The following is a 13,432-nucleotide window of genomic DNA, read 5'->3' as shown; positions in this document are numbered from 1 at the left end:
ACATGGAAATCATTCAGGTGGTCGGCTTCGCCCTGATTGCCACAGTTCTTATTTTGGTCATTAAGGAACAGAAGCCGATGTTTGCCTTTCTAATTGCGACAGCCGCGGGAATCGTCATTTTTTTACTGTTGATTGGCAAGATTGGGTCCGTGGTTGCTGTGCTGGAGCGTCTGGCAAGGTCATCGGGCATGGATATGATTTATTTTAAAACCGTTCTGAAAATTATCGGTATCGCTTATATTGCCGAATTTGGAGCGCAGGTGGTTCGGGATGCGGGACAAGACGGAATTGCCTCCAAAATTGAGCTTACAGGAAAGGTGCTCATCATGGTGCTGGCAATCCCGATTATCAGCATAATTATTGACACGATTCTGAAGCTGATGCCCGCCTGAGGGGGTGATGCCATGAAAAGGCTGGAGGGCATGCCGAATCTCAAAGTGGTGGTCATTTTGCTACTATGCCTCTGGTGTGCCTCGGCTGCGGTTATCTTTGCAGATACACCTACGAATGAATGGATCAGACAACAGGCGGAGCAGATGCCCAAAGATGAGGTAGAGCATTATTGGGACGGGCTGATGCAGCAATACGGCGGATTTTTCCCTGATCAGAAAACGCCTTCCTTCATGGACATGCTGCTTCCGGGCGGTGAAGGGTTCAGCATTAAGGGTGTATTGAGCGCCATAGCCGACTTTTTCATCCACGAAATCCGGGTCAATGCCAAGCTGCTCGTCACCATTGTCATGCTCAGCATTATGAGTATGGTGCTGGAAACACTGCAAAGTGCTTTTGAAAGTAATCAGGTCAGCAAAGTCGCCTACGCGATTGTGTATATGGTCATTATCATCCTGGCGATTAACAGCTTTAGTGTGGCGATTGGTTATGCAAAGGAAGCCATTGACAGCATGATTCACTTTATGATGGCGATGCTGCCCCTGCTGTTTACCATGTTGGCCTCGATGGGCAACGTCGTAACGGTTTCGGTCACCCACCCATTAATTGTATTTATGATCAATACGGTCGGGACGGTCATTCATACGCTGGTGTTCCCGCTGCTGTTCTTCTCGGCGGTGTTGTATCTGGTCAACTCATTGACAGGCAAATACAAGCTGACCCAATTAGCCGATCTGCTGCGCAACGTCGGAGTGGGGGTGCTGGGGGTCCTGCTGACCATTTTTCTGGGTGTTATTTCGGTACAGGGCTTGACGTCGTCTGTTACTGACGGATTAACCATTCGAACGGCCAAGTATGTTACAGGCAGCTTTGTTCCGGTGGTGGGCAAGGCGCTGGCAGATGCGACAGATACGGTTATTTCGGCTTCGTTGCTTGTGAAAAATGCCATTGGGCTGGTGGGAGTCATTATTATTCTGTTCCTCTGCGCTTTTCCTGCCCTCAAGATTCTGACGCTAGCCCTGATCTATAAAGTCACAGCAGCGATTATGCAGCCTTTGGGAGATACGCCTATTGTGGAATGCCTGGATGCAATCGGTAAAAGCATGATTTATGTCTTCGCAGCGCTGGCGGCAGTGGGGTTAATGTCCTTCCTTGCGATTACGATCATGCTCGCGGCAGGCAATATGACGGTCATGATGAGGTGAGTGAATGATCGACAATCAAACGGGGGGAGGGGAGTAACGTGACCTGGCTGGGAGGCTGGCTTAAGGAACTGGTGCTGATTGTACTGCTGGCTTCTTTTATCGATATGATCTTGCCAAGCCGTTCCATGGAAAGGTATGTCAAGCTCGTACTCAGCCTGCTTATTCTACTTACGCTACTCTCTCCGGTCGTGCGTTTGCTGAGTACCAGTCCTTCCGAGCTTCTGGGACGCGCGTTTGATCTTCAGCGCCAAGCAGAGACAGGTAAGAGCGAACCGACATTGGAGGAAATTTTGGCAAAAGGCAACAAGTTGAAGCAGCAGCAGGAGCAAAGTTCCATGCAGTGGGCTGGTCAAGAGGTCGCCAAGGAAATCAAGGGACAGTTGGAGCAAAATACCGGGTTAGCGATTCAATCGGTTCAGGTTACGCTTGCTCAGATGAAGCAGGAATCGTCGAATCTGGAGGCTGGAACGGGAATTCAATCTGTAGTGGTTAAGCTGGCGAAGCAGCAGGCTGGACGTGAGGAGAAAAGCACGAATCATCCGCCAGGTGCGGACTCCAAGCCGATTATGGTAGAGCCTGTAGCTGAAAAAGCAGTAAATATCCACGTAGAGCCAATCCCTGCAAAAACATCGGATCAAGAGAAGGGAGCGGCGGAGAGGGCCAATAGCAGTGCGGAAACCTTTGATGGTGAAAAGATAGCGGACACGCAAACCTTCGGTCTAATTACGGAGCTACTGCACGAAAGATGGGGAATCGACAGCAAAAATGTTCAGGTGCTTTCTTCGCAGGACGGTACACATGAATGGTAACAGGAGGTGAGCAGAAATGGGCAAATGGATGAAAAAGCTGGAGCAATGGATGGGCGGCGGGGCAGACGGACCCAAAAGGTTCAATTCATTTCGCTGGCTGCTTATTCTCGGTCTTATCGGGGTCGCGATCATGCTTTTTAATTCGTTCGTTAATGTGAAAAAGGTGGACCCGGAAAACGTGGGGCGGGAGCCGCCTGGCGTGATGAAAAATGAACCCGCCCTTCAGACAACGGCGGGTGAGGAAAATTCCTTTGCCGGAATTGAGAAGGTATTCGAAGATAATATGAAGCAGATGCTGGAACAGATTGTTGGTGTAGGGACAGTCGATGTCATGGTTACGGTAGACTCCACCGAGGAAGTCATCGTACAGCGTAATGTGAAGGATATGCAGGAAGAAAATAACGAGACGGATGCCAATGGCGGTCAGCGACATACCACTCAATATACACGCGATGGAGAGATTGTCACCTATGAATCGTCAGGAGGTCAGCACACCCCGATTGTTACCAAAAAAGTAAAGCCTCAGGTGAGGGGAGTGCTCGTTGTGGCCATGGGAGCAGAAAATCCCACCGTGAAGCAGCTGATTGTGGATGCCGTACAGAAGGGGCTCAATGTGCCTTCCTATAAAATTTCAGTCGTTCCGCGCAAGCAGGGATAGATTGAAATCATAAACAGAGATAAATGAAAAACCTAATTTAATGATATTGGAGGACGGAACATGAATAACAAAAGACAAACCGTTTGGTTGGTGTCCATGCTGAGTTTAATGGTCGTGCTGTCTGCGTACTATCTGTTTACGGAGGACTCCAGCCCGGCTAACCCGCCTGTGGCGGACAGTGAGCAAGTGAGCAAGGTTAAGCAGGATACCGCCCAGGAAGCGGCAGGCAAGGCAGAAGAGCAACTGAACGAGCTGAAAGTGAATGAAGTGGTGACCAATGGAGAAGTAACCGGAGAGGGTACTGCCTCTTCTGAGAAGACGGACACGGCTGCCGCAACTGATCCTGCTACCGAATCTACTACAGGCGAAAATAAAGATACGGCCGCTGCCCCGGCTACAGAGTCTGCTAAATCGGATCAAAATACTACTGCTACCGCGCCGGATACGACGTCAAAAAGTGACGATAAAACAGCATCCACCGCGAAAACGGACCAGCAGGTGCTCGATCAGGTGGCAACGGAACAAGCCGCGAAGCCTACAGCCGCTGCCGTTATCGACAACTACTTACTGGAGCGGGATGTGGCAAATCAAAAGAAAAATGACGAGCTGACGACTGCAATGAACGATAGCACTGCCAAGAAAGCCGCGGAAGCACAAAAAGAATTGCATGTGCTGGAAGACAAACAGGCGAAAATCACCGGAATTGAGGAAGAGCTTCAGCAGCAGTTCGCCAATGCGGTGGTCCGCGAGGAAGATGCCGATAAATACAAGGTAGTGGTTCTGAGTGAAAAACTGGATGCTAAACAAGCGGTAACAATCGTCGATAAAGTCATGAAAGAATTGAATGTAACACAGGACAAGATCAGCGTCCAGTATGTTACACAATAAGACAAAAATCGAGAAAAAGCCCGGATTTCTGCACATTTCCGGGCTCTTTCTATTTTTAATGATTGTGATATAATACATAAAGCTGTTTCAACAATGTTATCAGCAACCGGCAAAATGCTGAAGGAGTGATTAATAGAGATGTTCAAATTAAGCGAGATTAAGGAATTGATCAAGCTGGTGGATGAAACGTCTGTACATGAGCTTGAAATTGAAAATGAAGGAACTCGCCTGTTGATCCGTAAACCGGGCAAAAGCGAGATTGTTACGGTACAGGCTCCTATGGCAGCACCTGCTTATGCAGTGGCACCACAGGCTGCTATTCCGAATCCACAAGCACAGTCTGATGCAGGACATACATCTGTTGGGGAAACCAAGGAATATGGAAGCAATCTACATAAAATCGTATCTCCGATGGTAGGCACTTTCTATAGCTCTTCATCCCCAGATACGGCTCCGTATGTGAGTATCGGCAGCAAAGTGGGCGAGAAAACAACGGTGTGTATTATCGAAGCGATGAAGCTGATGAACGAGCTGGAAGCTGAAGTGAAGGGCGAAATTGTGGAAATTTTGGCCGAAAACGGACAGTTGGTCGAGTATGGCCAGCCATTGTTCCTTGTGAAACCGGAGTAAGACGCTTGCTTGTACCCTTTTTTGAGGGTTCAGCCAGACTGCTCCCAGGGAGGATAAAGTCATGACATTTCAAAAAGTATTGATTGCGAATCGTGGAGAAATTGCGGTTCGTATCATTCGCGCTTGCCGCGAAATGAATATTTCAACGGTTGCCGTATATTCGGAAGCCGACAAGGACTCGTTACATGTGCGTCTCGCAGATGAGGCTTACTGTATCGGACCGAAGCTGTCCAAGGACAGCTACCTGAATTTTACGAACCTGATGAGCGTTGCGACATTGACTGAATGTGATGCGATTCATCCAGGTTATGGATTTTTGGCTGAAAACGCCGACTTCGCTGAAATTTGCGAATCTTGCAATATTACGTTTATTGGTCCTTCTCCAGAAGCGATTAACAAAATGGGGGATAAGGCTGTCGCCAAGCAGACGATGAAGGATGCCGGGGTTCCGGTCATTCCGGGTTCGGACGGGCTGGTGGAGGATTTGCAGGATGCCATTACCATTGCTCGCGATATTGGCTATCCCGTGATTATCAAGGCCACAGCAGGTGGCGGTGGTAAAGGTATCCGTATCGCTGAGGATGAAGATAATCTTATTCAACAAATCACTACCGCCCAGCAGGAAGCGCAAAAAGCTTTTGGCAACGCGGGTGTATATCTGGAAAAATATTTGACCGGTATGAAGCACGTGGAGATTCAGATCATAGCGGACAAGCACGGCAATGTTGCGCATCTGGGCGAACGGGACTGCTCTGTGCAGCGCCGTCGTCAGAAGCTGCTGGAGGAAGCTCCGTGTCCTGTACTTTCGCAGGATGTGCGTGAAGAAATGGGTCAGGCAGCCGTTCGTGCGGCTTTGGCTGTACAATACTCCGGTGCGGGAACGCTGGAATTTTTGCTCGGACCGGACAATCAATTTTATTTTATGGAAATGAACACACGTATTCAGGTAGAACATCCCGTAACGGAGATGATTACCGGTGTGGATTTGATTAAGGAAATGATTTTGGTCGCTGAAGGGCATCCGCTTTCCTTTACACAGGAAGAAGTCACCATCAGTGGATGGGCGATGGAGTGCCGTATTAACGCCGAGGACCCTGATCGCAATTTTATGCCTGCACCGGGTAAAATCGGATTTTATCTGCCTCCAGGCGGTCCTGGGGTACGCGTAGACAGCGCAGCTTATCCGGGTTACAGCATTCCTCCTTATTATGACTCCATGATTGCCAAATTGATTGTGTGGGCGCCTACACGTCAGGAAGCGATTGCCAAAATGAAGCGGGCTCTGTCCGAGTTTGCTATTGAAGGCATACCAACAACGATTTCTTTTCATCAACGTTTGTTGGAGCATCCGACCTTCGTCAAGGGCGATTTTGATATTAAATTTTTGGAGGAAAACGAAGTTTAATCGGTATATTTCCTCAGTTTGTCATAATGAACGCCAAATGATATAGTATGGATAATAAGTGAGCATGTCTGCTTTGAAATCCAAAGCTGAAGTGAAACTTATTTTGACCGAAAGGTGTTGAAGGTATGAGCACAGTGCCAACCGAATTCGAGCGTACAGAAATTGGGGAGATTCAGATTGCCCCGGAGGTTATTGAAGTCATTGCCGGACTGGCAACCGTTGAGGTGCCGGGCGTAGCGGGAATGAGTGGCGGATTTGCAGGCGGGTTTGCCGAACTGCTGGGCCGCAAAAATTTATCCAAAGGTGTAAAAGTGGAAGTCGGACAGCGTGAAGCAGCTGTAGATGTCTCCGTCATTATCGAGTACGGTAACCGTCTGCCTGAGGTGGCTGCTGCTATTCAGCACAATGTTAAGCGTTCTATTGAAACTATGACAGGTCTTAATGTTGTTGAAGTGAACGTGCAAATTCATGATGTTCAATTCAAAAGTGCCGAAAAAGTAGAAGAGCCGGAAGTTCTGGGCGCCGGACGGGTTAAATAGAGCGATACTTTGTACAAACCCCCGACCCTTAAGGGTCGAGGGTTTACTCTAATTTAAGGAGGCTGTGCGTTTCGTGGCTAAAGTTATGGACAGACTTCTGCTGTTCTTGTACAGCTTAAGTATCGGAATTATTTCCATTCTCGCCATCCTCCTCCTGAGCGGGGCCATTCCGTATGCCTTAAGCATTCAGGATGAGCGGATTGTGTGGTTTACCAGCCTGATTATTGCAGGAGTGCTGCTGCTTTTGAGTCTCCGGGTTTTCTATATCTCCATTCGCAGGAACCAAACGGTACAGCATTCTATAGATCAACGAACGGAGTACGGTGACATTCAGATTTCAGTGGATACCATCGAAAATCTGTGTCTCAAAGCGGCCTCCAGATTTCGTGGGATACAGGACCTTAAAGCACGTATTCGCGTGCTGGAATCGGGACTTGATATTACGATTCGGGCGGTTGTAGACGGGGAAAGCTCCATTCCGGTGTTAACCTCCGAGGTACAAAAGGGGGTACACGACCATGTGGAAGAAATTACGGGAATTCCTGTGTCCAATGTGTCTGTGTACATCGCCAATGTTTCTCAGTCACCAAGCTTTAAGAGTCGTGTGGAATAGAGGTGATTTTCCCTGATGCCCTGGAAAGAAATATGGGGAAGTTACAAGGGCCGGATCACGGGAATTACGGCCGGCATTTTTTTCGGGTTTATTTATTTGTGGGCAGGCTTTTGGAATATGTTGTTCTTTGCATTGATGGTGTTCATCGGATATACGCTAGGAAGACGTAGTGACTCAGCGCTAGGTTCCCTCCTCCCTTGGAAGGAATGGAGCGACTGGCTGTCGCAGCGTTGGCGTCCTTTTAAATGAACCCTGTGATACGCTTTCTCCAAAATAGAGCTGTAGCTTCTTTGCGCCCAACGTTTTGGAGGATGCGTTCACAGGTTTTTTTGTGGAATTGGTTAAAATGAAAAAATAGATACAGGCAAGCGTAGGAGGCAGGGCATGAAAAGACGTCTAGCAAGGGAAATAGCGGTACAAAGCATGTACCATATGGAAATGAATGAAGTGGATGCAGCAGCGGCAGTAGATATGTTGCTCCAGGAAGCGGCAGAGGATAACGAAGCGGAAGTCGTCATCAAAAATGCAGCAGTGTTAAGGGCTTACGTATTGGAGCATGTGCGGGGTACCTGGGAACACAAGGAAGCGATTGACAAACTTCTGGTGGATTATCTTAAAGGCTGGCAGATCAGCAGACTTTCACGCGTGGATCGCCAAATTTTGAGACTGGCGGCATATGAAATGATTTTCCGTGAGGATGTGCCGGCTAAAGTCGCAGTCAATGAAGCGATTGAATTGTCCAAGCATTTTGGCACCGAGGAGTCAGGTAAATTTGTCAACGGTGTTCTGGGACGGATTATACAAGAGCTGGAGCAACTGAAAGCAAGGTTTTAAGTTGAGATTATTTTACTCAGGTTGGGGAGTGGTTGAACATGTCAGCACCGATCATTGATGGCAAACAAATCTCTAAGGATATTCGCGCAGGCATTCAGCAGGAGGTCGTCCGTCTGAAGGAGCACAACTTTCAGCCTGGACTGGCTGTCGTACTGGTAGGTGAAGATCCTGCTTCTCAGGTGTATGTTAGAAACAAGGAAAAGGCATGTCATGATCTCGGTTATTATTCCGAGGTACATCGGTTGGCAGCAGATACTTCGCAGGAAGCGTTGCTGGAACTGGTGGACAAGCTGAATCACCAAAGTAATATTCACGGGATTCTGGTACAGCTTCCGTTGCCAAAGCACATTCATGAAAAAGCAGTCATTGACGCTATTGCAGTCGAGAAGGATGTAGATGGATTCCATCCTGTGAACGTGGGGAATCTGGTTATCGGTGATGATAGCCTCCTGCCTTGTACTCCTGCTGGAGTCATTGAGCTGATCAAGCGTGCCGGGGTAGAAATTGCAGGCAAGCATGCGGTGGTCATTGGTCGCAGTAATATCGTGGGCAAGCCGGTATCGCTGTTATTGCAGCGCGAAAATGCTACGGTGACCATGTGTCACTCTCGTACGGCCAATATAGCCGAGCTGAGTCGGCAAGCGGATATTTTAGTTGTTGCCATTGGCAAAGCCAACTTTATTGATGCTTCGTTCGTGAAACCCGGAGCGGTGGTTATTGATGTAGGCATGAATCGTCTGGAGAGCGGAAAACTGGCGGGTGACGTTGATTTTGAGAGCGTGAAGCAAGTTTCTGGTCCGATTACGCCTGTTCCCGGCGGTGTAGGTCCGATGACGATTACTATGCTCATGCAGAATACGCTCGTAGCGGCCAAGCGGTCGCACGGTTTGGCATAAGGGCGGTTGCCTGTGGCTGAACAGCGTATTTTCTCTATTAAGGACCTGAATCGCTATATCCGGATGAAACTGGAATCGGATCAGGTACTGTCCGACGTATGGATACGCGGAGAAATTTCTAACTTTACGCATCATTCGAGCGGTCACATGTACTTTACGCTCAAGGATGAGGGCAGCCGCATTCGTTCGATTATGTTTGCGACCCATAATCAGCGGCTCCCCTTCGTACCAAAAGAAGGTACGCGTGTTATTGCCCGGGGAAACGTATCCGTGTACGAACGGGATGGACAATATCAATTTTATGCGACTCAAATGCAGCCTGACGGTATAGGAAGCCTCTACCTCGCTTATGAACAGCTCAAGCAAAAGCTGGATGCAGAGGGGCTATTTGATACTGCTCGCAAGCGTAATCTGCCTGCTCATCCGGCAACGATTGGTGTGATTACGTCACCGACTGGAGCGGCTGTGCGTGATATTATCACTACGCTTCAACGGCGATACCCGCAGGCTGGAATTGTGCTGTATCCTGTGCTTGTGCAAGGAAAAGGTGCCTCTCCCTCGATCGTCAAGGCAATTGAAGCCATGAATCGTATGCAGGAGGTTCAGGTGTTGATCGTCGGACGGGGTGGTGGCTCGTTGGAAGAACTGTGGGCGTTTAATGAGGAAGCGGTTGCGCGCGCCATTTACGCATCGGTCATTCCTGTTATTTCGGCGGTTGGACATGAAACGGATTTTACCATTGCCGATTTTGTGGCCGACCTGCGTGCGGCAACGCCGACCGCAGCGGCTGAGCTGGCTGTGCCTCATCAGGGAGAGCTACGGGATCAGCTTCTCCAGCGGGAGCAACGGTTGCGCAACGCCCTCCGACAGCGGCTGGAAACCAGCCGTGAACGGTTGACCCGGCTTCGGCGCTCACCGGTGCTGCTGCACCCGCGCCGCTATATGCTACAGCATGCGGAGCGGATGGATATGTTGCATCAGCGGCTCATTCGGGCAGCAAGCAACCGTTCGCGCCTGAACGCGGAGAAGAATGCGCGTATGCGTCAGGTGCTGGAGCGGTTTAACCCGCGCGAACAAATCCGGTCGGCCCGCAAGCAGACAGATGCGGCACAGCGTCAGTTGGAGTCTGCAATGCGTGCTATTACCAAGACGGGACGGCAGCAGCTACACGCGGGTATTCGTCAGTTGGATGCGCTTAGCCCGCTCAAGGTCATGTCGCGAGGCTATAGCCTTGTGTATGATGAGCAGGAGAAACGGCTGATCAAGTCGCTAAAAGACGTACAGCCGGGGGATTCCATCAAGATTAAAGTGAGTGACGGGCAGTTGGACTGCCAAGTATGGGGAATGAAGGAGGACGCGAAGCACGGTGGCGAATGAAACGGAATTGAATTTTGAAGCGGCTATGGCTGCTCTTGAAGAAATTGTCGGACAACTGGAGCATGGAGACGTTCCTCTGGAACAAGCCATTGATTTGTTCCAGCGTGGTATGAAGCTGTCTCAGCTTTGCAGTCAGAAGCTGGAGCAAGTTGAACGTAAAATTGAAATGATTGTGGAAGAGGACGGAGATTTGCGCAAGAAGCCTTTCGGCGGCGGATTGGATGAAAATGGTGGTGAAGGCGTTGAATAGACCATCGTTCAAGGAATATTTGACCGGGACGGTGGACGAGATTTCGTCTGTATTGACCGACCAATTCCCAGCTCATTGGAGCATTCCCGCCGTTCTTCGTGAATCCATGAATTATTCACTCACCGCAGGTGGAAAACGCCTGCGGCCTCTGCTTGTGATCGCAGCTGCCGAAGCATTCGGCGGAAGCCGGGAGGCAGCGTTAACCGTAGCATGTGCGGTAGAAATGGTACATACGTACTCCCTGATTCACGACGACTTACCAGCCATGGATGATGATGATTATCGCCGGGGCAAACTGACGAATCATAAGGTATACGGTGAGGCGGTTGCTGTACTTGCAGGGGATGCATTGCTGACCCACGCTTTTTACAGTGTCGTACAGGCGGGTCGTCGTCACGGAATTTCATCCGATGCGCTGCTGTCCATCGTGGAGGAATTATCCGAGATGAGCGGAGCGCGGGGCATGGTGGGCGGTCAGGTCGCGGATATGTCCGGCCAACAAGGGATGACGGGAATTGAGGAACTGGAGTATATCCATCTCCACAAAACCGCTGATTTGATTATTTTCTCTTTGCTGGCTGGTGGACGGATCGGGGGAGCGGATAAGGGTCAATTAGAGGCGCTTCGCCGTTTTGGCCGCGATCTGGGACTGGCATTTCAAATTCAGGATGATATCCTGGATCTGGTGGGCGATGAGAGCAAGCTGGGTAAAAAAACGCAAAGCGATGTTGAACAGGAGAAGGTTACGTATCCGTATTTTATCGGTATGGAGGCTTCCTTGCGACAGGTGGAGGAACTCACGGCTTCAGCTAAAAATGCGTTAATTGAGGGCGGTATACCTGATTCTTCGCGTTTGCTGGAGATTGCCGATTACCTGATGAAGCGAGATCATTAGCTGGGGTAGGTCTGTTTTGACTTGTCTGCGTTTAAGCATGACGAAAAAGTGTGATATAATACTTGTTAACTTTACACACAAACTTGAAGGAAAGCGGGGAGATATGCGTGCTGCTTCCACACATAAAGCAACCAGGCGATCTGAAATCACTGTCGGTTAAGGAGTTAGATTCTCTAGCCGAGGAAATCAGGAGCTTTTTGATTGAGAAGCTGTCCGTGACTGGGGGGCATCTGGCATCGAATCTGGGAGTGGTTGAGCTCACAATCGCCCTGCATTACTGCTATAACAGTCCGAAGGACAAAATGATTTATGACGTTGGGCATCAGGCCTACGTGCACAAAATATTGACAGGGCGAATGGATCGTTTTGATACCCTCCGCCAACGTGATGGACTTTGCGGTTTTGTAAAAAGAAGCGAGAGCGAGCATGATGTTTGGGAAGCTGGACATAGTAGCACTTCTCTGTCGGCCGCGATGGGAATGGCTTTGGCTCGTGATTTGAAGGGTGAGGACAATAAAGTCATTGCCATGATCGGGGATGGAGCGTTGACTGGAGGCATGGCCTTCGAAGCGTTGAACCATATTGGACATGAACGTAAAAACTTGATGGTCATTCTGAATGACAATGAAATGTCCATAGCGCCGAACGTAGGGGCAATGCATAATTATTTGAGCAAAATCCGCTCGGACCGTCATTATTTGCGGGCTAAGGATGAGCTGGAAGTTTTGCTGAAAAAAATACCTGCTATCGGTGGTAAACTTGCTAAATCGGCTGGCCGTGTCAAGGACAGTCTTAAATATATGATGGTGCCAGGCGTGCTGTTTGAGGAACTGGGGCTGACGTATCTTGGTCCGGTGGACGGACATGATTTGTCCAAGCTGATTGAAACCTTCCAGCAGGCGGATAACGTCACTGGCCCCGTGTTGGTGCATGTTGTAACCACCAAGGGTAAAGGTTATAAACCTGCGGAGGCAGATTCACATAAATGGCACGGAATCAGTCCATACAAAATTGAATCCGGTCAGGTACTCAAAGCTGTGGGCAATCCGATGTATACGGAAATTTTCGGACATACGCTGATTGAGCTAGCTGAGCAGGATGAGCGTATCATTGCGGTTACACCTGCTATGCCTGGTGGATCAGGGCTGGTGCCGTTCAGTAAGGAATTTCCTACACGCATGATTGACGTCGGCATTGCCGAGCAGCACGCAGCTACCATGTGTGCCGCCTTGGCAATGGAAGGGATGAAGCCGGTATTTGCGGTATACTCCACTTTTATGCAGCGTGCTTATGACCAAATTGTACATGACATCTGCCGTCACAATGCGAACGTGATGTTTGCGATAGACCGTGCCGGTTTTGTCGGGGCAGATGGAGAAACCCACCATGGTGTGTTTGATGTAGCGTTCTTGCGTCATATCCCGAATCTCGTGCTTATGATGCCCAAAGATGAAAACGAGCTGCGACATATGATGAAAACAGCACTTGATTACGACGATGGCCCGATTGCTTACCGCTATCCGCGTGTTAATGTGGTTGGTGTGCCGATGGACAAAGAATTGCACGCTATACCTATTGGCAGTTGGGAGCCTTTACGCAAGGGTGAGGGCTTCGCTGTAATCGCTTCAGGGCCAATGCTCCAAGTGGCGACAGAGGCTGCGGACACGATGAAACGAGAAGGTTTGCAGGTGGGAGTTGTGAATGCCCGTTTCCTCAAGCCGTTGGATGAAGATATGCTGCGTGAGCTGGCTCGTCAGCATACAAAGCTGATCGTATTAGAAGAAGCTTCCGAAGCGGGAAGCTTGGGTAGCGCCGTGCTGGAATTTTACGCCAAAGAAGAAATACAGGATGCACAGGTGCGCCTGATGGGGATTCCCGATATGTTCGTGGAACATGGCTCGATCAAGGAGCAACGCGCCGAAGTGGGTCTTACCGTTGAAGCCGTATGCCTGAAGCTTCGCAAATGGGCTTCCGAGCCAGCGTATGGCATGGGACAATCGGTATAGGGGAAATGAAGCGAAAACGATTTATTTATGAAAAAGT

Annotated in this window: 16 protein-coding genes; all 16 read left to right on the top strand. The window is 49.5% G+C overall.

Annotation, left to right across the window (positions count from 1 at the left end; translation table 11 throughout):
* Window positions 1–2: 2 nt before the first annotated feature.
* The 16 genes from spoIIIAD (at window position 3) to dxs (ending at window position 13,395) form a co-directional block, all read left to right on the top strand.
* Entirely contained in the window at window positions 3–392 is a 390-nt protein-coding gene (gene spoIIIAD, locus AC0WRU_RS14470; protein ID WP_025683336.1) for a stage III sporulation protein AD, read from the top strand.
* 12 nt (window positions 393–404) lie between these two features.
* Window positions 405–1,595, top strand: coding sequence for a stage III sporulation protein AE (spoIIIAE, locus tag AC0WRU_RS14465; protein ID WP_025683335.1), 1,191 nt, complete (start codon window positions 405–407; stop codon window positions 1,593–1,595).
* Between the two features lie 38 nt (window positions 1,596–1,633).
* Window positions 1,634–2,404, top strand: a complete 771-nt coding sequence (gene spoIIIAF / locus AC0WRU_RS14460; RefSeq protein ID WP_476125291.1) for a stage III sporulation protein AF — start codon at window positions 1,634–1,636, stop codon at window positions 2,402–2,404.
* Between the two features lie 16 nt (window positions 2,405–2,420).
* Entirely contained in the window at window positions 2,421–3,062 is a 642-nt protein-coding gene (gene spoIIIAG, locus AC0WRU_RS14455) for a stage III sporulation protein AG (protein ID WP_025683333.1), read from the top strand.
* A 60-nt stretch (window positions 3,063–3,122) separates the two neighbouring features.
* Window positions 3,123–3,950, top strand: coding sequence for a SpoIIIAH-like family protein (locus AC0WRU_RS14450; protein ID WP_476125290.1), 828 nt, complete (start codon window positions 3,123–3,125; stop codon window positions 3,948–3,950).
* Window positions 3,951–4,088: 138 nt separating this feature from the next.
* On the top strand, window positions 4,089–4,580 hold the full coding sequence (gene accB, locus AC0WRU_RS14445) for an acetyl-CoA carboxylase biotin carboxyl carrier protein (RefSeq protein WP_025683331.1): 492 nt from the start codon (window positions 4,089–4,091) through the stop codon (window positions 4,578–4,580).
* Between the two features lie 61 nt (window positions 4,581–4,641).
* Window positions 4,642–5,985: an acetyl-CoA carboxylase biotin carboxylase subunit gene (gene accC, locus AC0WRU_RS14440; protein ID WP_025683330.1), complete on the top strand. Its 1,344-nt coding sequence runs from the start codon at window positions 4,642–4,644 to the stop codon at window positions 5,983–5,985.
* A 125-nt stretch (window positions 5,986–6,110) separates the two neighbouring features.
* On the top strand, window positions 6,111–6,524 hold the full coding sequence (locus tag AC0WRU_RS14435; protein ID WP_007430927.1) for an Asp23/Gls24 family envelope stress response protein: 414 nt from the start codon (window positions 6,111–6,113) through the stop codon (window positions 6,522–6,524).
* A gap of 73 nt (window positions 6,525–6,597) precedes the next feature.
* Window positions 6,598–7,137: an alkaline shock response membrane anchor protein AmaP gene (gene amaP / locus AC0WRU_RS14430; RefSeq protein WP_025683329.1), complete on the top strand. Its 540-nt coding sequence runs from the start codon at window positions 6,598–6,600 to the stop codon at window positions 7,135–7,137.
* Window positions 7,138–7,152: 15 nt separating this feature from the next.
* The gene (locus AC0WRU_RS14425) at window positions 7,153–7,386 is read left to right on the top strand and encodes a DUF2273 domain-containing protein (protein ID WP_007430925.1); all 234 of its coding nucleotides are present in this window, start codon (window positions 7,153–7,155) and stop codon (window positions 7,384–7,386) included.
* A 135-nt stretch (window positions 7,387–7,521) separates the two neighbouring features.
* Window positions 7,522–7,971 carry a transcription antitermination factor NusB gene (nusB, locus tag AC0WRU_RS14420; RefSeq protein WP_025683328.1) on the top strand — a complete coding sequence of 150 codons (450 nt, stop codon included), beginning with the start codon at window positions 7,522–7,524 and terminating at the stop codon, window positions 7,969–7,971.
* Window positions 7,972–8,009: 38 nt separating this feature from the next.
* Complete coding sequence (gene folD, locus AC0WRU_RS14415) at window positions 8,010–8,867, top strand: bifunctional methylenetetrahydrofolate dehydrogenase/methenyltetrahydrofolate cyclohydrolase FolD (RefSeq protein ID WP_192510874.1); 858 nt, start codon at window positions 8,010–8,012, stop codon at window positions 8,865–8,867.
* A gap of 12 nt (window positions 8,868–8,879) precedes the next feature.
* A complete protein-coding gene (gene xseA, locus AC0WRU_RS14410; protein WP_476125289.1) occupies window positions 8,880–10,244 on the top strand; it encodes an exodeoxyribonuclease VII large subunit in 1,365 nt (454 codons plus the stop codon).
* A complete protein-coding gene (gene xseB / locus AC0WRU_RS14405) occupies window positions 10,234–10,494 on the top strand; it encodes an exodeoxyribonuclease VII small subunit (RefSeq protein WP_007430920.1) in 261 nt (86 codons plus the stop codon). Before xseA ends, xseB begins: the two co-directional genes overlap by 11 nt.
* Window positions 10,466–11,389, top strand: coding sequence for a polyprenyl synthetase family protein (locus AC0WRU_RS14400; RefSeq protein WP_476125288.1), 924 nt, complete (start codon window positions 10,466–10,468; stop codon window positions 11,387–11,389). Before xseB ends, AC0WRU_RS14400 begins: the two co-directional genes overlap by 29 nt.
* A gap of 107 nt (window positions 11,390–11,496) precedes the next feature.
* Window positions 11,497–13,395: a 1-deoxy-D-xylulose-5-phosphate synthase gene (gene dxs, locus AC0WRU_RS14395; protein ID WP_476125287.1), complete on the top strand. Its 1,899-nt coding sequence runs from the start codon at window positions 11,497–11,499 to the stop codon at window positions 13,393–13,395.
* The last annotated feature ends 37 nt before the right edge of the window (window positions 13,396–13,432 follow it).

It is taken from the genome of Paenibacillus sp. 1-8 (assembly GCF_056316205.1).
This window is presented reverse-complemented; position numbering and strand designations above follow the sequence as displayed.

Excerpts from the sequence above, each read along its gene's own strand:
- spoIIIAE (WP_025683335.1), top strand. The coding sequence starts at position 405 with ATGAAAAGGCTGGAGGGCATGCCGAATCTCAAAGTGGTGGTCATTTTG.
- AC0WRU_RS14400 (WP_476125288.1), top strand. The coding sequence starts at position 10,466 with ATGAAAATGGTGGTGAAGGCGTTGAATAGACCATCGTTCAAGGAATAT.
- AC0WRU_RS14450 (WP_476125290.1), top strand. The coding sequence starts at position 3,123 with ATGAATAACAAAAGACAAACCGTTTGGTTGGTGTCCATGCTGAGTTTA.
- folD (WP_192510874.1), top strand. The coding sequence starts at position 8,010 with ATGTCAGCACCGATCATTGATGGCAAACAAATCTCTAAGGATATTCGC.
- accC (WP_025683330.1), top strand. The coding sequence starts at position 4,642 with ATGACATTTCAAAAAGTATTGATTGCGAATCGTGGAGAAATTGCGGTT.
- accB (WP_025683331.1), top strand. The coding sequence starts at position 4,089 with ATGTTCAAATTAAGCGAGATTAAGGAATTGATCAAGCTGGTGGATGAA.
- AC0WRU_RS14435 (WP_007430927.1), top strand. The coding sequence starts at position 6,111 with ATGAGCACAGTGCCAACCGAATTCGAGCGTACAGAAATTGGGGAGATT.
- spoIIIAG (WP_025683333.1), top strand. The coding sequence starts at position 2,421 with ATGGGCAAATGGATGAAAAAGCTGGAGCAATGGATGGGCGGCGGGGCA.
- nusB (WP_025683328.1), top strand. The coding sequence starts at position 7,522 with ATGAAAAGACGTCTAGCAAGGGAAATAGCGGTACAAAGCATGTACCAT.
- AC0WRU_RS14425 (WP_007430925.1), top strand. The coding sequence starts at position 7,153 with ATGCCCTGGAAAGAAATATGGGGAAGTTACAAGGGCCGGATCACGGGA.
- spoIIIAD (WP_025683336.1), top strand. The coding sequence starts at position 3 with ATGGAAATCATTCAGGTGGTCGGCTTCGCCCTGATTGCCACAGTTCTT.